The sequence below is a fragment of the Arthrobacter bambusae genome, from assembly GCF_030812595.1.
GTDB classification, from domain to species: domain Bacteria; phylum Actinomycetota; class Actinomycetes; order Actinomycetales; family Micrococcaceae; genus Arthrobacter; species Arthrobacter bambusae_B.
This window is the reverse complement of sequence record NZ_JAUSSZ010000005.1, coordinates 138,037-157,601: the sequence shown is the minus strand read 5'-3', so window position 1 is coordinate 157,601 and position 19,565 is coordinate 138,037. Positions and strand designations below refer to the sequence as shown.

Sequence of the window (19,565 nt, the reverse complement as noted above, 5' to 3'; positions counted from 1 at the left end):
GTTGGGTGACTGAACAGCTGAGTTCCCCGGATGAAACCCCCGCTCCTGACTCGGCGGAGTCCCTTGAGGCGCACGCGCTTCCCGACCTGCCCGGCGGCGCAGGCCGGATCGTGTTGGCCGCCACTCCCATCGGCAACGTCGGCGATGCCTCAAGCCGGCTCATCGAGTTGCTGCAGACGGCCGACATCGTGGCCGCCGAAGACACGCGGCGCCTGCATCGGCTGGTCCAGTCACTCGGCATCACCGTGTCCGGCCGGGTCATCAGCTACCACGAGCACAACGAAGCCGCCAAGACCGAGGAACTGCTGGACCACGTCCGGGCGGGCAAGACGATCATCATGGTGAGCGACGCCGGCATGCCCGCAGTGTCCGACCCCGGCTTCCGGCTCGTAGAGGGAGCCGTGGCGGCAGGGCTCTTCGTCACGGCCTTCCCCGGCCCCTCGGCCGTGCTGACAGCCTTGGCGCTATCCGGGCTGCCCACGGACCGGTTCTGCTTCGAAGGATTCCTCCCCCGCAAAGCAGGAGAACGCAGCTCCCGGCTTGCGGACCTCGCCAATGAGCGCCGGACCATGGTGTTCTTCGAGGCGCCGCATCGGCTTGAGCCAATGCTCCGGGCCTTGCACGAACGGTTCGGCGCTGACCGCCGCATCGCTGTGTGCCGCGAATTGACGAAGACCTACGAAGAAGTCATCCGGGGAACCGTCCGGGAATTGCTCGAGTGGGCTGAAAACAACGAGGTCCGCGGTGAGATTGCCGTCGTCGTGGCTGGCGCCCCCGAACAGGCGCCGGGCAAGCCAGAGGACCATGTCGCCGCGGTCAATGAACTCATCGAGAAGGGCGTCAGGCTCAAGGAAGCCGTCGCTGCAGTGGCGGAGGAGGCCCGCATCAGCAAGCGCGAGCTGTACTCTGCAGTGCTCGCGGCGCGGTAGGGCTGTGCTCGCGGCGCGGTAGGGCTGTGCTCGCGGCGCGGTAGCTTCCAACCCTCGCGGGGGCTGTGCAACTGCACAAACTCCTGCTGCTTTGGTAGTGCGCGAAGGCGTAGACACTGCTTCGCGGCGGGCAGTACCGTGACAGTAATTCCACAAAAACCAAGTGTTGGTGCATCCCTACACCTTGCACCGACTGACGAAGGAGTCACTGTGACTGTTACCGCCGATCGCGAAAGCGAACTTCTCGCCTCCGTTCCCACGGGGCTGCTCATCAACGGCCAGTGGCTGCCTGCGGCATCGGGGAAGACCTTCGACGTCGAGGACCCCGCCACGGGCAAGGTGCTCGTGAGCATCTCCGACGCGGGACCGGAAGACGGCGCCGCCGCACTGGACGCTGCCGCTGCCGCCCAGGCGTCCTGGGCCCGTACCGCTCCCCGCGAGCGTGGCGAAATCCTGCGCCGCGCGTTCGAGCTGGTCACGGCACGAGCCGAAGACTTCGCGCTCCTCATGACCCTCGAAATGGGCAAGCCCTTGGCCGAAGCCCGCGGCGAAGTAGCTTACGGGGCCGAGTTCTTGCGCTGGTTCTCCGAGGAAGCCGTCCGCGTCAGCGGCCGCTACTCCGCAGCGCCGGACGGCAAGAACCGCATCCTGGTCCAGAAGAAGCCTGTTGGTCCCTGCCTCCTGATCACCCCGTGGAACTTCCCGCTGGCCATGGCAACCCGCAAGATTGCTCCCGCGATTGCGGCTGGCTGCACCATGGTGCTCAAGCCTGCGAACCTCACCCCGCTGACCAGCCTGCTCTTCGCCCAGGTCATGCAGGAAGCGGGCCTGCCCGCAGGCGTGCTCAACGTCATCCAGACCTCCACGGCGGGCGTTGTGACCGGGCCGCTCATCAAGGACCACCGCCTGCGCAAGATTTCCTTCACGGGCTCCACCGCCGTCGGGCAGTCACTCATGCGCGAAGCGGCGGACAAGGTCCTGCGCAGCTCCATGGAACTCGGTGGCAACGCACCGTTCGTGGTCTTCGAGGACGCCGACCTGGACAAGGCCGTCGAAGGCGCCGTCGCTGCCAAGATGCGCAACATGGGCGAGGCCTGCACCGCGGCCAACCGTTTCATTGTGCATGACTCCATCGCCGATGCCTTCGCGGACAAGTTCGCCGCCAAGATCTCGGCACTTAACACCGCGCGCGGTACCGAGCCGGAGTCCACGGTAGGCCCGCTGATCGATGGCAAGGCCCGCAACGGCGTGCACGCCCTCGTGTCCGACGCCGTTGCCAACGGCGCGGTGGCCGTCACGGGCGGTGCCCCGGTGGACGGCCCGGGCTACTTCTACCAGCCCACCGTGCTCAAGAACGTGTCCGCGGACGCCCGCATCCTGAAGGAAGAAATCTTCGGACCGGTGGCCCCGATCATCACCTTCAAGAGCGAAGACGAGGCCGTCAGCCTTGCCAACAACACCGAATACGGCCTGGTTGCCTATGTCTACACCAAGGACCTGAACCGCGGACTGCGCGTCAGCGAAAAGATCGAGACCGGCATGCTCGGCCTCAACGCCGGCGTCATCTCCAACGCCGCGGCACCTTTCGGTGGCGTGAAGCAGTCGGGCCTGGGCCGTGAAGGCGGTTTCGAAGGCATCGAGGAATACCTCACCACACAGTACGTCGGCATCGCGGATCCTTACGCCGACTAAGCCGGGCGACTCGCGGTAGATGTCGTTTTCGTATAACGGCATCTACTGCGAGATCTACTGCGGGATCTACTGCGATGCCAATGGGTCAGCGCCGCCAGCGGATGGCTGTGAACAGTCCCTGCACGGTCGCGGCCGCCCTGCGTGCTGCCGCCGCGCAAATGCGGCCCAGCCAGCGGAAAGGCGTCCAAAGCAGCTGGGTCCACCTGGACATCAAGGACGGCGGGAACCAATCGGCACGGAAGACCGCGAACCAGGAGGCGTTGCGCCGGAACGCGGCACGGACTGCCGCGATGCGGACGGCGGCCGTGTTCGCTTCCGCCGTTGAAGTATTTGCCCTTGAACTATTTGCCGTTGAAGGATTCGCACGGACGCCCGGCGGGGGGCCATAACGCTCTTGTTCGAAGTCCGCGGTGAGAGATGCGACCGCGCGCGCCCCGGCGTCGTCGTCGGTCCCCGACGGCGACGCTGCCGCTACCGGCGCGGCCGCTACCGGCGCTCCGAGTGCCGCCGAGGTGCGCAATCGTGCCGCGAAGTGCCGCGGCGTTTCGCTGGGCACGGGTGGTAGGCCGTAATCCGTGGCGAGGTCCTGAAGCTCAGCCCATGCCAGGACCGGACCATCCCGTGGCATGGACGGGCCGGACGCACCCCCTGGGCCTGCCTGCTTGCGCCGGGCCGGCCTCAGTCGCCGTGCCCGGATGCCGGAGCGGACCAACCGTGGGGAGGCCGCCAACACGGCCAAAAGGAGTACCGCGGCTGCGACGTACAGAACCGTTGCCGAGCCAGCGGCCGTGCCCGATCCAACCCCCGGGCCCGCAAGCGGAGGCACAGCGGCCGTGCTTGGCGGGGGCGTCGAGGAACCCGGGACCAGGTTCTCGTCATGCAGGTTGGTGCTCGGGCCACCCGCTGCCGCAGGCTCGGCAGCATAGGGCGGGACCACACCGCGGGATGGGGTCGGTTCGAAGGCGACCCAACCGACTCCCTCGAAATAGAGTTCGGGCCAGGCATGGGCGTCACGGGCATCCACCTGGAACTCCGGCAGGGGTTCCTGTCCCGCCACGGCGACGGTGGCGCCCGTGGAGTGGCCCGGTGCGTAGCCCACGGCGATTCGGCTCGGGATTCCCTCCAGCCGCGCCATGACGGCCATCGCAGAGGCGAAGTGCACGCAATAACCGCTCTTCTGCTGGAGGAAATCCGCGAGCACGGACATGCCGTTGCCGTCATAGCCACCCTGCACCGGAGCCTGCAGGGAGTAGCTGAACTGGGACGAGCGCAGATAGTCCTGGATTGCCATTGCCTTGGCATAGTTGCCGTTGGCCCCGGAGGTCACTGTCTTGGCGGTGTTCTTCACGATGTCTGGAACATTGCTTGGCAACTGGATGAAATCCTGCGAGATGGACGTGGGCCTGGCGTTGTCCTGGCTGAGCGTTGCGGACGTCAGGGCCGGCAGCGCCGAATACACCGTGTACTGCTGGTTCTTCGCGGTGGTGTCCTCCCCACGGATGCTGAGCGTCGCGGGGTCCCACGACCAGCGTCCGCTCAGGCCGTTGACTGCGGTCGGGGCATAGGGGACCGGCAGATACGGACTGCTGAACTGCCCTGTATCGACCACGGTCAACTGGCGGACCAGCTCAGAGGGGAGAGGGTAGTCCGGCGCCATCCGGCCTGGTCCAATGCGGCGGGTGGCTTCGCGGTCGTCCGGTGCCCAGGTATCGCCGTCGAACTTGTCAATGGTGACGGAGCGCAAGTACACCGGGGCCGTGGAACTCGTGGCGTAGGTGATGCTGCCGTCGCTGGTGGGATTCCGCAGGCTGTTGCCGAGCGTGATCATGGGGTTCAAGCCGTTGGATACGCCCCAGGGATTCAGCCGCGAACCCACCGGAAACGTCCCGCGTTCGAAGCCCGGGATCGCCAATGGCAACAGGAGTCCCAGCACCAGGGCAACGCCGCCGATCACCACCGACCGTTTGAGCTGCCCCGTGCCGGGGGCGTTGTCGCTCTGCAGCCGCGAGTCCGGGGCGAACCACTGGCTGCAGCCCAGGATCAGCATGAAGCCGACGGCGGCGGCGAGGAATCCAAGCAGCCCACTGCCTTGGGGCTTGATGGTCGCGGGGAAGATGAGGACCACCAGCAGGCCCAAGCCGCTCGTAGCAGGCATGCCGAGCGGGACCGCCAGGGCATCGATGAGGACGGCCACCAAGCCCAGGCCCGCGCAGGCGACAAACACTATTCCGGCGTTCGGTGAGACAGGGGCGGTCTCCGATACCACCGTCTCACCGGCCCGTTCGAGGAATCGTCCCAGCGCGTCAAGGCTCGGGCCGGACGGAATAAAGCCCGCGATGCTTTCCGGCCGGAAGAACGTGAAGTCGAGGATGCATACCAACGCGAGCAAGCCGCCCACTGTGGTGAGCGCCGGGTGGACCCTCAAGGCACGGAGGACAGCCAGGGTCAGTCCGACGACAAAGACCGTTGTGACAGCGGGAACCAGCCAGACCCAGCCCCTGAACACCCCGTTGAGCGAGAGCGACGCCCCGAGTACGGCGACAGCGATGGCCGCGGACATTGCCCAGGGATAGGCACCGGGCCCTGGCTTTCGAGGGCCGCGGGCCGCCCCTTCCCGAGCTGTCCTGTCCGGACCCAACCTCCCCGAACCGGGCGACAAAGCGTCGCCGTTCCTTGCCGCCTCCGGACTCGTGGACCGTTCAGGAGGGCCGTTCCTGGAAGTAGTGGTCATCGCGGCACCGCGGCGCCCCGGCGGACGTCCATCGCCGCGGCAGCAGCCGCGAGGATCTCTCCTTGGTCGAAACCGGCCCAGGCGGCGGGTAAGTCCGTTCGCGCACTCACGGCGACGGCGCGCCAGCCGCCCAGCTTCAAGGCTTCGATGACGGGCTGGACATGGCGCGGGTGGTCGGTGACCATGAGGGCGAAAGCGTTGGCCCCGTAACCGGCGGCCGGCGCCAGCGCGCGGGCCTCGGAGAGCGGCATGTTGCCGAGCAACGCGAGGACGGGCCCGCGCAGGCGGTGTGCGGCCAGCTTGTCCATCAGGTGGTCGTCGAAGGGCGCCTCAGCACCCTCGACGACGGCGCCGGCCTCTTTGCGGCCGCGCTCGGCATGGACATGCCGCGGCCCGCTGAGCTGGATGGCGGCGAGGCTTTCGGCAATGGATTGCAGGCCGCCCAAACCAGTGAATTCCTCGGCTTCGGGATACGGTGCGGAGCGTGACGAGCGAAATGCGGGGTGTCCGGCAGCGTCGAGGAAACGCAGTGAATAGTTGCGATCGGCAAGGTGGGCGCTGATCGACATCGCTGCAGTTACTGCCCACTCGAAGTTCTCGCTGCTCACCAGTTCAAAAGAGTCCTCGTGGGCAAGGCCGAAGACCGACGCTGAGCCCGACACGAACGCCGAGTAGCGCTGGTCCAGGATGATGGTCGCCTCGGGCGTGGTGACGGATTCCTCCTGCCGCACCATGAGTTCGCCGTGTCGTGCCGTCGCTGCCCAATGGACGCGTCGCATGGGGTCGCCATGCCGGTATTCGCGGGTCATCACGTCGTCGTCGCTGGGATTGGCGCGGATCCGGGTGGCCGTCACGCCGTCGTTTCCGCGTGCGCCGGCGAGGCCGGTGGCGGGGAGTTCGACGGCGGCGGGCGTCACCGTGAGGATGTCGCCGTCGTCGATCTCGTGCCGGTGCAGCGACAAGCCGAAAGGATCGCAGAACTCGGCTGTGACCGGACCGATCCTGAATTGGCCGCGCTTGCCGGAGCGCAAATGATATTCGTAGCGGCTGGTGCCACCCGAAGCGCCACGCGCAGGAAAACGAAAGGCCGGAGGTTCACCGAAGCGTGGCGGCAACTGCTCCTCCATGATTACCGGTCCGGCTGCCGCGCCGGTCCGTGCCACGGCCAAGCGCACCGTGGCCGTGGAGGAGGTCTCCACGGAAGAGGGATGGAATTCGCGGAACACCTGGAAGCGGGGTTTGAGGATGCGGACGCCCGCAAGCGATACCAGCGGCAGCACCAGCAGCAGGATCCCGAGGGCCAGGAGATCGCGCCTGCCCATGATCTGGGCAAGGAACAAGGAAAGCGCGCCGCTGGCCAGCAAGCCCCAGCCACGGGGAGTGAAGAGGTGCTTCGGAAGTAGATCGATGAGTGCCATGGCTGCCCGCTCCTTCGCTCGCCTAGCTGCTGCGGCGTTCCGCGGCAGTGTCTTGGCTTACCGGGAGGGAGGCCAGGATGGCCCGGATAATGCTCTGCGGAGTATCACCGGAACTCGCTGCCTTGCGGTCAAGGATGATGCGGTGCGCCAGGACGGACTCGGCTACGGATATGACGTCGTCGGGGAGGACGAAGTCCCGGCCGTCGAGGGCGGCGGTCGCTTTGGCGGCCCGCAGCAGTTGCAGCAGGGAGCGCGGGCTGGCTCCAAGGCGCAGGCGCGCGCTGTCCCGGGTGGCCCGGCCCAAGGCCACCGTATATTCCTTGACGGATTGGGAAACATAGACCTGCTGCACGGTTGCGATCATCGCGGCGACGTCCGCGGAATTGACCACCGGTGTCACCTTGGCGAGGGGGGAGGCTGCCTGGTGCGTCTCGAGCATCTCGATCTCGGAGAGCTTGTCCGGGTAGCCCATCGAGATGCGGGCCATGAAACGGTCCCGCTGGGCCTCCGGCAGCGGATACGTGCCTTCCATTTCGATGGGGTTCTGCGTCGCCACAACCATGAATGGTTCACCCAGCTGGTAGGAATGGCCATCTACCGTCACTTGGTGCTCCTCCATGCATTCGAGGAGCGCGGATTGCGTTTTGGCGGAGGCGCGATTGATTTCGTCTCCGATCACGATGTTGGCGAACACAGCACCCATCCGGAACTCGAACTGGCGCGAGGATTGGTTGTAGATGGAGACGCCTGTGACGTCCGAAGGAAGCAGGTCCGGGGTGAACTGGATCCGGCTGACCCTGCAATCGATGGTGCGGGCGAGGGTTTTGGCAAGCAACGTCTTGCCGACACCGGGCACGTCCTCCACCAGCAGGTGGCCTTGGGCGAGGAGGACGGTGAGGGCGAGTTTGGCGGCTTCGGCCTTGCCGTCGATGACTTTGTTGATGGCCGCCAGGATCTTCTCGCTGGCAGTGTGGAATTGCCCGGGATCCATGACGGTCGGCTTGTGCCCGTTGAGGGACTCGCGCTCAGGCGGCAAGGCAACCACAGCCTCGTCCCGCAGAAACGGTTCGTCAACGGTGCCGTGTCGCTTTGAGTCCATGGACATTCCCCTCGACCATGACAGCATCCCGGCCGGGCCGCGGTGCCTGGGCCGGGATAAATGCCGCCTTTGTACCAGACTACCCAGCCGGGGGCCGACGCTGACAGAGGAAGATCCAGCAGGGAGTGGTGAGGATTGCGGCAGCAGGGAAAGATAGGGTGGATTCATGTGCAATTCCCTCCCGCCGGCTTCCTACCGCGCGCCTGAAACCGGCGATTCACGCAAGGAATACCCGCCTGCTCCCGAGCCGCTGCCGGTACCGGTGATGGACAACCACACGCATCTGGACTTCCGGCATGGCTTGCTCGAAGTTGCAGTGGCGGATGCTTTGGACGCGGCCGAAGCCGTAGGTGTCCAGGGCGCGGTGCAGGTCGGTTGCGACCTGGAGTCATCGCGGTTCACGGTCCAAGCGCTTGACGCGGACCGGCGTCTCCTCGGAGCTGTCGCCATCCACCCCAACGATGCCCCGGTGTATGCGGGGCGTGGAGAGCTGGAATCGGCGCTCGCGGAAATCGAAGAACTGGCGGCCCATCCGAGGGTGCGTGCGATCGGCGAAACAGGACTTGATTTCTTCCGCACCCACGGCGAGGGCCTGGTGCACCAGCGCCATTCGTTCCGCCGGCACATCGATATTGCGAAGAGGCTGGACCTCACCCTCCAGATCCACGACCGTGACGCCCATGACGACGTCGTCCAGGTACTCCGGGAGGAGGGCGCCCCGGAGCGGGTGGTATTCCATTGCTTCTCGGGCGATGAAGAGCTCGCCCGGATCTGTAACGTGAACGGTTGGTACATGTCATTTGCGGGCACCATGACGTTCAAGAACGCCGCAAATCTGAGGAGTGCGCTTGCCATCGCGGATCCGGAACTGGTGCTCGTCGAAACCGACTCCCCGTTCCTCACGCCGCATCCCTACCGGGGCCGTCCGAACGCAAGCTACATGGTGCCGTACACCGTTCGTTCCATGGCTGAAGTGACAGGAACGGAGCTATCGGTTCTGTGCTCCCAGCTAGCTCAAAACACTGTGGCGACGTATGGGTCCTGGGACTGAGTGAAAATCCCACTACATACCCGGTATGTAAAAATCTTGGTCACTTTATAACGCTTCGGTTACAGTGGGTAACCAGTAGCCGGGGTCGGGGAAGGCCTACGGACAACTAACTCCGTTCGCAATTGGTGTTTCAAGTTGAATTGAGTGTGGCGGTGCACACCTCCGCTGCAGTCCTCCTGCGTGCTTCGGCACGCATCCGGGACCGCAGCAGGAGGCCCTTGTGCGCTTTTCCCCGTGCCCGGATGGTCCAAAAGTTACGGGCAAACATGGTTAAGTTCTTCACCACGGGCGGCAAGTTCAGTTTCGTCAAGGTCGGTGCGCAGTTGCTGGTACTTTCGGCACTGGTACTGGGAGTAGTTGCTTTTACGGGCAATAACAAATCAGTCACCCTCAACGTCGACGGCAAAGTGAGTTCCGTCCAGACCTTCGGCAATACCGTTGACCAGGTGGTCAAGGCAGCCAAGGTCGACCTGAAGGCTGAAGACCGGGTTTCCCCGGCCTTGGACGCCTCGGTGCAGAACGGTTCCATCATCAACGTCAACCTGGCCAAGGCCGTCACCGTCAACCTGGACGGTGCCCAGCGGACGGTCAACACAACGGCTCCCAATGTCGAAGGCCTCGTCTCCCAACTTGGCGTCGCGAGCGCATCGGCTGTCTCCCAGCCTAAAGACACCCAGCTGGCGGTCTCGGGATCCTATGTTTCGATCCTGACCCCTAAGACGATCAGCCTGATCGTAGACGGCCAGAGCTCTTCAAAGACGACGACGGCGCCCGACGTGGGAACGGTCCTCAACGACGCCGGCGTCTCGCTCGGCGCTAACGACCGGGTTTCGCAGCCCAACTCCGCTCCCGTTGTCCAGAACATGGTGATCAAGGTTTCCCGGGTGGATACCAGCAAGACCGCCACCGAGACGGAGAACGTCCCCTTCGATACGGTCACCACGGAAGACGCCACCCAGTTCACCGACCAGAAGACGGTTACCCAGGAAGGGGTCCTCGGGCTCCTCAGCAAGACGTTCAAACTCGTCCTGGTGGATGGTCGCGAAGCTTCCCGGACCTTGGTCTCCTCGGACGTGACCGTCCAGCCGGTCCCGGCGAAGGTGACGGTCGGAACCAAGGAACGCCCCAAGCCTGCCCCCGCGGCGGCTGTTGCCTCCGGACCTACCGGCGCCCCGAATGAGGCAATGTGGGACAAGATCGCGCAATGTGAGTCCGGTGGGAACTGGGCCACCAACACCGGCAACGGTTACTACGGAGGCCTGCAGTTCGACATCCAGACCTGGATCGGTTCCGGCGGTGGCGCCTACGCTCCCAACGCCGCCGCGGCCAGCAAGGCCCAGCAGATCGACATCGCAAACCGCGTCTACGCGCAGCGCGGCCTCTCTCCGTGGGGCTGCGGATGGGCAGCCTCGAGCTAAGCAGAGTGAAATTGGCCGGGTCCGGAATCTCCGGGCCCGGCCTTTTCGCGTGCTGAAGATTGCAGGCGGGCGCTCCCGCTACCTGCTCAGACGATACGATACCTAGGTGACTGAACCGAATTCCGAACACGCCGCCGTCGCGCCCCTTCTGGGAGCTGCGGACATCCGACGGCTCGCCGAGGAAATCGGTGTCCGCCCAACCAAAACCCTGGGGCAGAACTTCGTCATCGACGGCAACACGATCCGGAGGATCGTCGCTGCCGCCGCGATCGATCCGGCGGAAACCGTCCTTGAAGTCGGCCCCGGGCTCGGTTCCCTTACGCTCGGCCTGCTCGACGCCGCCAAAACCGTGGTCGCCGTCGAAATCGATCCCGTACTGGCCGGCAAGTTGCCGCACACCGTGCGCACCTGGCGCCCGGAGTCGGCGGACGATTTCCACCTCGTGCTCTCCGACGCCATGAAAGTCACCGAGCTCCCGGTGCAGCCCACTGCCCTCGTGGCCAACCTGCCGTACAACGTGGCGGTCCCCGTGGTTCTTCACCTCCTCCAACATTTCCCGAGCCTGCAGCACGGGCTGGTCATGGTACAGGACGAGGTGGCGGACCGCTTGGCTGCGGGTCCCGGCTCCAAGGTCTACGGAGTCCCGTCGGTCAAGGCCGCCTGGTATGGCCGCATGCGCAAGGCCGGCGTGATCGGCATGAATGTTTTCTGGCCGGCTCCGAAGATCCATTCCGGACTCGTGTCCTTCACCCGCAGCGCCCCGCCGGCAACGCACGCCACGCGCGAACAGGTCTTCGCGGTCATCGACGCCGCGTTCGCCCAGCGCCGCAAAACGCTCCGCGCGGCGCTCGCAACGTGGGCCGGGAGCGCGGCGGAGGCCGAACGATTCATCGTTGCTGCCGGCGTTGATCCGACAGCCCGCGGAGAGGTGCTCGATATCAACGCGTTTGTCCGGATCGCCGAGGCACGCCACCCCCTGGACGCATGAATCCGGCGATCAGCGGTGCAAACCGGGGGCGCGTCGTCGCTCGGACCGTTCGCGTCCGGGCACCGGGCAAGGTGAACGTTTCCCTCAACGTCGGCCCCCTGCGGCCCGACGGCTACCACTCTGTGGCCAGCGTGTATCTCGCCGTGTCCCTGTACGAGGAAGTAGCCGCCACGAGCACGGAGGGGCCCGGGATCACGGTCAGCATCGATCCCGCAAGCACGTTGGACCTCGACGGAGTGGACATCCCCCTGGACGAGCGGAACCTGGCCTACAAGGCTGCCGCCATTATGAAGGATGTCTCGGAGAACGCCACGGGCGTGCACTTGGAAATCACCAAGCGCGTCCCCGTGGCCGGAGGCATGGGCGGCGGCTCGGCCGATGCCGCGGCGACCCTCCTGGCCTGCGATGCCCTCTGGAACAGCGGTTTGTCACGCGAAGAACTGGCACACCTCGCAGCCGAGCTGGGCGCGGACGTGCCGTTCTCGCTCCTTGGCGGCACCGCCGTCGGGCTTGGCGTCGGCGACGAACTCTCACCCGCCCTCGCGAAGGCACAGATGGACTGGGTCCTGGTCTGCGCCGACTACGGACTCTCAACGCCTGAGGTCTTTCATACCTTGGACAGGCTTCGGACCACTGAGGGACTCGAGATCCCCGAACCGCTCGAGGTCGACGCCAAAATCCTGCAGGCGCTGCGCGACGGGAATCCGGACGCCTTGAGCAAAGTCCTTATCAACGATCTTCAGCGCGCCTCGATCGAGCTGGCCCCGCAATTGCGGGACACCATCGGGATAGGGGAGTCCAACGGGGCCCTCGCGGGGATTGTTTCCGGTTCCGGCCCCACCGTGGCTTTGCTCGCGCACAATCCGCGGGCTGCCGAGGGGCTTGCCGAGGACCTTCGGCACCTGGGACACAACGCGCTTGCCGTGCACGGGCCGGTTCCCGGTGCCCGGATCATCTCCGATACCCTCCTATGACACGTCGCCCCGACTGTTCACACCAGAAAGTAGTACCCAGTGGCCCACCTGCTTGGCGGTGAAAACCTCACCGTTTCGTTCGCAACCCGCACTATCCTCGACGGCGTAACCCTTGGTTTGGAGGACGGCGACAGGATCGGCATGGTCGGGCGCAACGGCGACGGCAAGTCCACGCTGATGCGCTTGCTGGCTTTGCGCTCGACGCCGGATTCCGGCCGTGTCACCAAACGCGGCGACGTCAATGTCGGCTACCTCGACCAGTCAGACGTGCTCGACGGCGACCTCACGGTGGGTGCGGCGATCGTCGGCGACCAAGCCGACCACGAATGGGCCGCGAACCCCAAAATCCGCGAGATCATGGGCGGGCTCGTGGCCGACGTCGACTGGCACGCCAACGTGCACGCCCTTTCCGGCGGACAAAAGCGCAGGGTCGCCCTGGCCAAGCTGCTCATCGAGGACCACGACGTGATCATGCTCGACGAGCCCACCAACCACCTCGACGTCGAAGGCGTCGCCTGGCTCTCCCGGCACCTGAAGACCCGCTGGCGGGCCAACCAGGGAGCGTTCCTTGTGGTCACCCACGACCGTTGGTTCCTGGACGAAGTTTGCAACCGGACGTGGGAAGTGCACGACGCCGTGGTGGACCCGTTCGACGGCGGCTACGCGGCCTACGTGCTTGCCCGCGCCGAGCGTGACCGGATGGCGTCCGTCGTCGAAAGCAAGCGGCAACAGCTGGTCAAGAAGGAGTTGGCGTGGCTGCGGCGCGGCGCTCCGGCGCGCACCGCGAAACCGAAGTTCCGCATCGAAGCCGCCAACGAGCTGATTGCCGATGTTCCTGATCCGCGCGACTCGGTGGCCCTCAGCAAGATGGCAACCGCCCGGCTCGGCAAGGACGTGCTGGACCTTGAAGGCGTCTCCCTTGACTTCAACGGCGGCGACTCGGCTGGCCGGAAACTCTTCGACGACGTCACCCTGCGCTTGGCTCCCGGGCAGCGGCTCGGGCTCGTGGGCGTCAACGGTGCCGGAAAGTCCACGCTGCTGAGGCTCCTCAACGGCGAGATCGCCCCGACGTCCGGGAAGGTCAAGCGCGGCAAGACTGTTGTGACGGCGGTTCTCAGCCAGGACGTCAAGGAGCTCGACGACGTGTCGGACCTTCGCGTGATCGAGGTCATCGAACGCGAGAAGCGCGCCTTCAGCGTTGCGGGTAGGGAAGTCACCGCCGGCCAGCTCGTTGAGCAGCTCGGGTTCACGAAGGAAAAGCAGTGGACGCCCGTCACCGACCTCTCCGGTGGCGAACGGCGCCGCCTGCAACTTTTGCGCCTGCTCGTGGGCGAACCGAACGTCCTGATGCTCGATGAACCCACCAACGACCTCGATACCGACACCCTTGCCGCCGTCGAAGACGTCCTGGACGGCTGGCCCGGGACCCTGGTGGTAGTCAGCCACGACCGTTACCTGCTCGAACGCGTCACGGATTCCCAAATGGCGCTCCTGGGCGATGGCAAGCTGCGCGGGCTTCCCGGTGGCGTGGACCAGTACCTGGAATTGCGCGAAGCCGCGTTGGCGAGCGGCGCAGTGGCCGGCAGCAGCTCAAGCGGAAGCAGCAGGCCGACGGCGGCCAGCGGCCCGGGCTCCGGCGCTTCGGGTCCGAGCGAAGCAGAGAAGCGTGAAGCCCGCAAAGACCTGAACAGGATCGACCGGCAGCTAGGCAAGATCGCGCAACAAGAAGAGAAACTTCACGTACAGATGGCTGCCAAGTCCCAATCCGGTGACTTTGACGCGCTCGGCGAGCTGAACACGAAGCTCCAGGAGCTCCTCGATGAAAAAGAGGACCTCGAGCTCGAATGGCTCGAGGCGGCGGAGATCCTGGGGGAGTAGGCGCGGGCTCGCCTCCTGTCCTGGTTCCGTGGTCGCCTTGGGGTGCTCGCCCTGGGTGCCGGAGTCAGCTCTTCCGCGTCGCTTAGACACGGCACAATTGTGCGCCTGCGGTCGCTGAGCGACCTCCAGCCCACGATGTGCCGCGATGCGCTCCTTTCGGAAGAACCGCCTCCGGCGGGAAGTCACCTGGGTGCCCCCGTTTTTCGACACTCAAATACGCTGGTGACACCCAAATGGCCTGTCGACGCGCGGATTCCGGTGTCGTCAGGAATTTTCCGTGTCGCCAGGAAAGTAGTGCGTCTGAACCGGACCGGAACCTTTGGCGTGAGCGGCGTTGGGGGCCTTCGGGTAGGAGTGCATCGCGGTGGATCGTGGGCTGTTTTCGACATCCAAATGCGCTGGTGACAGGAAAGTAGTGCGTCGGAACCGGACCGGAACCTTTGGCGTGAGCGGCGTTGGGGGCCTTCGGGTAGGAGTGCATCGCGGTGGATCGTGGGCTGATTTCGACACCCAAATGCGCTGGTGACACGGAAAATTGCTCTCGACGCGCGGATTCCGGTGTCGTCAGGAATTTTCCGAGTCGTCGGGTAAGTAGCGCGTCGTCGGGTAGGTAGCGCGTCGGAGCCGGAACGGAACCTTTGGCACGAGCGGCGTTGGGGGCCTTCGGTTGGGAGCGCATCGCGAGTCATCGGGCACTGGAGGTCGCCCAGCGACCGCAGGTGCCCCTATGACTTGTGTCTAAGCGACGGCGAAGGGCCGTCGCGACGCGGAGGTGACCACGGACACGCAACAGGCGAGCAAGGTGCTGACCCACCCAGGCCCTACGCCTCGCTCCGCAGCTCCGGCTCCTTTTGCAAGCCGGTCAGGCCGTTCCATGCCAGGTTGACCAAGTGGGCGGCTACCGCGCGTTTATCGGGCTCGCGGTGGTCCGACCACCATTGGCCGGTCATGGCCACCATGCCCACGAGCATCTGGGCGTACATGGCGCCGTCGGCCGTACTGAATCCGCGCCGGGAGAATTCGTCGGCGAGAAGGCCCTCCACACGGTCGGCCACATGGGAAAGCAGGGTGGAGAAGGCGCCTTCCGGCTGGGACGGCGGGGCATCCCGCATGAGGATCCGGAAGCCGTCGCTCCGCTCTTCGATATAGCCAAGCAACGCAAGTGCAGCCTGTTCCACAAGGACGCGTGGCTTGGCCTCGGCGGCGAGGGACTCGTTGATCGCGTCAAGGAGGATCCGGAACTCGAACTCCACGACTTTCGTGTAGAGGCCTTCCTTCGAACCGAAGTGCTCGTAAATAACCGGCTTGGACACACCTGCGGCAGCTGCGATTTCGTCAATGGTCGTGGCGTCCAGGCCTCGGGCGGCGAAGAGGGTCCGGCCGATTTCAATGAGCTGGGATCGACGCTGGGAGCCTGTCATCCGGGCACGTACAGCCTGGCCTCCGGGGCGGTGGTTGATCACCTTGGAACCCGCCGGCTGCGGGGGAAGTCCTGTGCTATTGCTCACCCATCCATCATGCCCTACACCAAGCGTGCAGCGGCGTCGGAGGTTCCGCCAATACTGCTGAAAAGGACTCGGGGATGCGCCAAGTCGCGAACACCGCAATGGTCATGGCAAACTAGATTCTTGTGTGTGCGACCCGGTCGATCGGGAAGCCCGCGGACCCTGCGTCCGCAAAGGCCGCGTACGCACGGTCCGCTCTGGTGTAATGGCAGCACCCCGGCCTTTGGAGCCGTGGAGTATAGGTTCGAATCCTATGGGCGGAACTTGTCGGTGGTCTGCCGGCACCGCCTCTGAAGGCGCGGCCTCTCCCGAAGCTGTCCACCGGCTGCACGGAAGGCTGTGAAACGGCAAGAGTAGGATAGAGCAGATGCCGCAGCCGGGTTCGCCCGGACGTAACCGAGCAAGGAGAGCGACTTCGTGAGCCCCGATACTACTGGCCCCGCCGCTGTGATTGTCCTAGCTGCCGGAGCCGGTACGCGCATGAAGTCCCGGACTCCCAAAATCCTTCACGAAATCGGCGGACGCTCCATGGTGGCGCATGCCATCCTCGCGGCGCGTTCCATCGATCCCCAGCAGCTGGCCCTGGTGGTCCGCCATGAACGGGACCTCGTCGCTGCGCACATTGAATTGATCGATCCAGACGCCGTCATCGTGGACCAGGACGACATTCCGGGAACCGGACGCGCGGTGGAAGTGGCCCTTGACGCCCTGGACGCGAAAGCCGAACTCAACGGCACGGTGGTGGTCACGTATGGCGACGTGCCATTGCTGACCGGTTCCCTTCTCTCCGAGCTTGTCGCCACGCATGAATCCGAGGGCAACGCGGTGACGGTCTTGACTGCTGTCCTTGACGACGCCAATGGCTATGGCCGCATCCTTCGTGCCGAGGACGGCACTGTGCTGGGCATCCGCGAACACAAGGACGCCAGCGACGCCGAGCGCTCCATCCGCGAGGTCAATTCCGGGATCTACGCTTTTGACGCAAAAGTGCTCCGCGAGCAGCTGCACAAGGTGACCACTGACAACATCCAGCGCGAGAAGTACCTCACCGACGTGCTCGGATTGACGCGCGACGCCGGAGGCCGGGTTTCCGCCGTCGTCACCGGGGACCGTTGGCAGGTGGAGGGCGCCAACGACCGCGTGCAGCTCGCCGCCCTGGGCGCCGAACACAACCGCCGCATCGTCGAAGCCTGGATGCGCGCCGGCGTGACCGTGGTGGATCCCGCCACCACGTGGATCGACTCCACTGTTGTCCTCGACGAGGACGTGCGGATCCTTCCCAACACGCAGCTTCACGGCGCTACCACTGTGGCGCGCGACGCCGTCGTCGGGCCTGACACGACCCTCACCGACGTTTCGGTGGGCGAAGGCGCGAAAGTGGCCCGCACTCATGGCTCAGGATCCACTATCGGTGCCAAGGCGAGCGTGGGCCCCTTCACGTACCTGCGCCCCGGCACGGTCCTGGGAGAGACCGGCAAGATCGGCGCCTTCTACGAAACCAAGAACGTGACGATCGGCCGTGGGTCCAAGCTGTCCCACCTCGGCTATGCCGGCGACGCTGAGATCGGCGAGGACACCAACATCGGCTGCGGCAACATCACGGCCAACTACGACGGCGAGAAGAAGCACCGCACGGTGATCGGCTCCGGCGTCCGGACGGGTTCCAACACCGTCTTCGTGGCCCCCGTAACGATCGGCGACGGCGCATACAGTGGCGCCGGGGCCATCATCCGCAAAGACGTTCCCGCTGGAGCCCTCACCTTGAGTGTTGCTCCGCAGCGAAACGCCGAAGGCTGGGTCATCGCCAACCGGCAGGGCAGCAACTCGGCCCACCTGGCCCAGGCTGCGCAGGCCGCGCTTGGCTCCACTGCCACCCCCGATTCCTCAAGTACTCCGGCAACCACAGAAGAGGGCACACAGGCATGAGCGAAATTACCGCACACGGCGAGAAGAAACTGGTTCTCGCCGCCGGACGGGCGCACCCCGAGCTGGCGCAGGAAATCGCCAAGGAGCTGGAAACGGAACTCCTGCCCATCGACGCCTACGACTTCGCGAACGGCGAGATCTATGTGCGCTCAGGGGAGAGCGTCCGCGGCACCGATGCCTTCGTCATCCAGGCGCACCCGGCCCCGCTGAACAACTGGCTCATGGAGCAGTTGATCATGATCGATTCCCTGAAGCGGGCCTCCGCGAAGCGGATCACGGTCGTTTCGCCGTTCTACCCGTACGCCCGGCAGGACAAGAAGGGCCGCGGCCGCGAGCCGATTTCCGCCCGCTTGGTGGCTGACCTCTACAAGACCGCCGGCGCGGACCGCATCATGTCCGTGGACCTGCACACGTCCCAGATCCAAGGGTTCTTTGACGGTCCCGTGGACCACCTCATGGCCATTCCGCTGCTTGCCGACTACATCCGTACCAGGGTCGAAGCGGACAACATCACTGTTGTCTCGCCGGACACCGGCCGTGTCCGCGTGGCCGAACAGTGGGCTGAGCGCCTCGGCGGCGCGCCTCTGGCGTTCGTCCACAAGAGCCGCGACCTCACGGTGCCGAACCAGGCCGTCTCGAAGACCGTCGTCGGGCAGATCGAAGGCCGTACCTGTGTCCTGATCGACGACATGATCGACACCGGTGGAACGATCTCCGGCGCCGTCCAAGTCCTCAAGAACGCCGGTGCGAAGGACGTCATCATCGCGTGCACCCACGCCGTGTTCTCGGATCCCGCGGCGCAGCGCCTGGCCGATTCCGGTGCCCGCGAGGTTGTCGTCACCAACACCCTGCCGATTCCGGCCGACAAACGCTTCCCGCAGCTCACGGTGCTGTCGATCGCACCCCTGATCGCGCGCGCCATCCGCGAAGTGTTCGACGACGGGTCCGTCACGAGCCTCTTCGACGGCAACGCCTAGTCCCCGCCAGCCGGCTTACTGGCATTCGTTGTCGCGCTGCCAAACCGGCAAGGGCTGCGAGCCAGTTGGGCCGTACCCGCATGCGGCTGCTAAACTCTTGGGGATACCTTGGCGAGGGAGAGCACATCCGGATAAAACCGGAGTGCGGGTCTCCGTTATCGACTGGGTCTGAATCTCCTTCCATGAAGGCGGACTGAACTTGCTGCTCAGCGGCGGGCATTCCGCCGGGCGTCGAAGGTCACCACAGACCTCCGCCCTTGCTGATCGACTTGCCGGCAATTTGCCGGCGCCACAGTAATCAAGGAGTACACATGTCTGAGCAGAAGCTCGCAGCAGAACTGCGCACCGAATTCGGCAAGGGTTTCGCCCGCCGCGCACGCGCTGCAGGCCAGATCCCGGCCGTCATCTACGGCCACGGCGCTGAGCCCATCCACATCAACCTGCCGGGCCGCGCCACCACGCTGGCCGTCCGCGTCTCCAACGCCCTGCTGTCCCTGGACATCAACGGCGAAGAGCACCTTGCCCTGGTGAAGGACATCCAGCGCGACCCGATCAAGCAGATCATTGAGCACATCGACCTCCAGACGGTCCGCCAGGGCGAGAAGGTCACCGTTGACGTTGCCGTTCACGTCACGGGCGAAGCTGCCATCGGTGCTGTCGCCAACCAGGAGGCCACCACGGTTTCCCTCGAGGCCGAAGCAACCCACGTGCCCACCTCCGTCGAGGTCAGCATCGAGGGCCGCAAGGCGGGCGAGCACGTTCACGCTTCGGACATCGTCCTGCCGAAGGGTGTCTCCCTCCTGACCGACGCCGAGACGCTCATCGTCAACATCTCCGAGGAAGCCCAGGCTGCCGAGGAAGAAGCCGAAGCTCCCGCTGCCGAGTAGTCCTGTTCTGTAGTTGAGGCGAACGCCTTGCGAGTGGCCGGGTCCCTGAGGGGTCCCGGCCACTTCTTTTTCATTCCACCCTCTTGATTCCC

General features: G+C 65.2%; 14 protein-coding genes and 1 tRNA gene. 11 read left to right on the top strand and 4 right to left on the bottom strand.

What is annotated here, in order from left to right:
- Positions 1-5: 5 nt before the first annotated feature.
- Both rsmI and J2S96_RS09050 read left to right on the top strand, forming a co-directional pair.
- Positions 6-929 (top strand): 16S rRNA (cytidine(1402)-2'-O)-methyltransferase, encoded by a 924-nt coding sequence (gene rsmI / locus J2S96_RS09055; RefSeq protein WP_370873055.1) that lies wholly within the window; start codon positions 6-8, stop codon positions 927-929.
- A 210-nt stretch (positions 930-1,139) separates the two neighbouring features.
- Complete coding sequence (locus tag J2S96_RS09050) at positions 1,140-2,621, top strand: NAD-dependent succinate-semialdehyde dehydrogenase (RefSeq protein ID WP_306862032.1); 1,482 nt, start codon at positions 1,140-1,142, stop codon at positions 2,619-2,621.
- A gap of 85 nt (positions 2,622-2,706) precedes the next feature.
- Here the strand turns inward: J2S96_RS09050 and J2S96_RS09045 are convergent, their stop codons facing one another.
- The 3 genes from J2S96_RS09045 to J2S96_RS09035 all read right to left on the bottom strand — a co-directional run bounded on the left by J2S96_RS09045 (position 2,707) and on the right by J2S96_RS09035 (position 7,869).
- On the bottom strand, positions 2,707-5,181 hold the full coding sequence (locus tag J2S96_RS09045; RefSeq protein ID WP_306862029.1) for a transglutaminase TgpA family protein: 2,475 nt from the start codon (positions 5,179-5,181) through the stop codon (positions 2,707-2,709).
- 167 nt (positions 5,182-5,348) lie between these two features.
- On the bottom strand, positions 5,349-6,770 hold the full coding sequence (locus J2S96_RS09040; protein WP_306862026.1) for a DUF58 domain-containing protein: 1,422 nt from the start codon (positions 6,768-6,770) through the stop codon (positions 5,349-5,351).
- A 22-nt stretch (positions 6,771-6,792) separates the two neighbouring features.
- The gene (locus tag J2S96_RS09035) at positions 6,793-7,869 is read right to left on the bottom strand and encodes an AAA family ATPase (protein WP_306862023.1); all 1,077 of its coding nucleotides are present in this window, start codon (positions 7,867-7,869) and stop codon (positions 6,793-6,795) included.
- 166 nt (positions 7,870-8,035) lie between these two features.
- Between J2S96_RS09035 and J2S96_RS09030 the strand changes: the two genes are divergently transcribed.
- The 5 genes from J2S96_RS09030 (at position 8,036) to J2S96_RS09010 (ending at position 14,178) form a co-directional block, all read left to right on the top strand.
- Positions 8,036-8,920 carry a TatD family hydrolase gene (locus tag J2S96_RS09030; RefSeq protein WP_306862020.1) on the top strand — a complete coding sequence of 295 codons (885 nt, stop codon included), beginning with the start codon at positions 8,036-8,038 and terminating at the stop codon, positions 8,918-8,920.
- A gap of 266 nt (positions 8,921-9,186) precedes the next feature.
- Positions 9,187-10,338, top strand: a complete 1,152-nt coding sequence (locus J2S96_RS09025) for a resuscitation-promoting factor (protein ID WP_306862018.1) — start codon at positions 9,187-9,189, stop codon at positions 10,336-10,338.
- Positions 10,339-10,444: 106 nt separating this feature from the next.
- Positions 10,445-11,326 (top strand): 16S rRNA (adenine(1518)-N(6)/adenine(1519)-N(6))-dimethyltransferase RsmA, encoded by an 882-nt coding sequence (gene rsmA / locus J2S96_RS09020; protein ID WP_306862016.1) that lies wholly within the window; start codon positions 10,445-10,447, stop codon positions 11,324-11,326.
- Positions 11,323-12,300 (top strand): 4-(cytidine 5'-diphospho)-2-C-methyl-D-erythritol kinase, encoded by a 978-nt coding sequence (locus J2S96_RS09015; protein ID WP_306862014.1) that lies wholly within the window; start codon positions 11,323-11,325, stop codon positions 12,298-12,300. The genes rsmA and J2S96_RS09015 overlap by 4 nt, the downstream gene beginning before the upstream one ends.
- A gap of 39 nt (positions 12,301-12,339) precedes the next feature.
- On the top strand, positions 12,340-14,178 hold the full coding sequence (locus J2S96_RS09010) for an ABC-F family ATP-binding cassette domain-containing protein (RefSeq protein ID WP_306862012.1): 1,839 nt from the start codon (positions 12,340-12,342) through the stop codon (positions 14,176-14,178).
- Between the two features lie 821 nt (positions 14,179-14,999).
- Here the strand turns inward: J2S96_RS09010 and J2S96_RS09005 are convergent.
- Positions 15,000-15,599 (bottom strand): TetR/AcrR family transcriptional regulator, encoded by a 600-nt coding sequence (locus J2S96_RS09005; protein WP_306862290.1) that lies wholly within the window; start codon positions 15,597-15,599, stop codon positions 15,000-15,002.
- A 275-nt stretch (positions 15,600-15,874) separates the two neighbouring features.
- On the opposite strand from J2S96_RS09005, the gene J2S96_RS09000 reads away from it, so the two are divergent.
- The 4 genes from J2S96_RS09000 (at position 15,875) to J2S96_RS08985 (ending at position 19,473) form a co-directional block, all read left to right on the top strand.
- A tRNA-Gln gene (locus tag J2S96_RS09000) sits at positions 15,875-15,946 on the top strand.
- A 154-nt stretch (positions 15,947-16,100) separates the two neighbouring features.
- Positions 16,101-17,609, top strand: a complete 1,509-nt coding sequence (glmU, locus tag J2S96_RS08995; protein ID WP_306862010.1) for a bifunctional UDP-N-acetylglucosamine diphosphorylase/glucosamine-1-phosphate N-acetyltransferase GlmU — start codon at positions 16,101-16,103, stop codon at positions 17,607-17,609.
- Positions 17,606-18,586 carry a ribose-phosphate diphosphokinase gene (locus J2S96_RS08990; protein ID WP_306862008.1) on the top strand — a complete coding sequence of 327 codons (981 nt, stop codon included), beginning with the start codon at positions 17,606-17,608 and terminating at the stop codon, positions 18,584-18,586. The genes glmU and J2S96_RS08990 overlap by 4 nt, the downstream gene beginning before the upstream one ends.
- Positions 18,587-18,897: 311 nt before the next feature.
- The gene (locus tag J2S96_RS08985) at positions 18,898-19,473 is read left to right on the top strand and encodes a 50S ribosomal protein L25/general stress protein Ctc (protein ID WP_306862006.1); all 576 of its coding nucleotides are present in this window, start codon (positions 18,898-18,900) and stop codon (positions 19,471-19,473) included.
- Positions 19,474-19,565 lie beyond the last annotated feature (92 nt).

Coding starts and splice junctions, on each gene's coding strand:
- J2S96_RS09045 (WP_306862029.1), bottom strand. CDS start 5,181: ATGTCCGCGGCCATCGCTGTCGCCGTACTCGGGGCGTCGCTCTCGCTC.
- J2S96_RS09040 (WP_306862026.1), bottom strand. CDS start 6,770: ATGGCACTCATCGATCTACTTCCGAAGCACCTCTTCACTCCCCGTGGC.
- J2S96_RS09035 (WP_306862023.1), bottom strand. CDS start 7,869: ATGGACTCAAAGCGACACGGCACCGTTGACGAACCGTTTCTGCGGGAC.
- J2S96_RS09030 (WP_306862020.1), top strand. CDS start 8,036: ATGTGCAATTCCCTCCCGCCGGCTTCCTACCGCGCGCCTGAAACCGGC.
- J2S96_RS09025 (WP_306862018.1), top strand. CDS start 9,187: ATGGTTAAGTTCTTCACCACGGGCGGCAAGTTCAGTTTCGTCAAGGTC.
- J2S96_RS09015 (WP_306862014.1), top strand. CDS start 11,323: ATGAATCCGGCGATCAGCGGTGCAAACCGGGGGCGCGTCGTCGCTCGG.
- J2S96_RS09005 (WP_306862290.1), bottom strand. CDS start 15,599: ATGACAGGCTCCCAGCGTCGATCCCAGCTCATTGAAATCGGCCGGACC.
- J2S96_RS08990 (WP_306862008.1), top strand. CDS start 17,606: ATGAGCGAAATTACCGCACACGGCGAGAAGAAACTGGTTCTCGCCGCC.
- J2S96_RS08985 (WP_306862006.1), top strand. CDS start 18,898: ATGTCTGAGCAGAAGCTCGCAGCAGAACTGCGCACCGAATTCGGCAAG.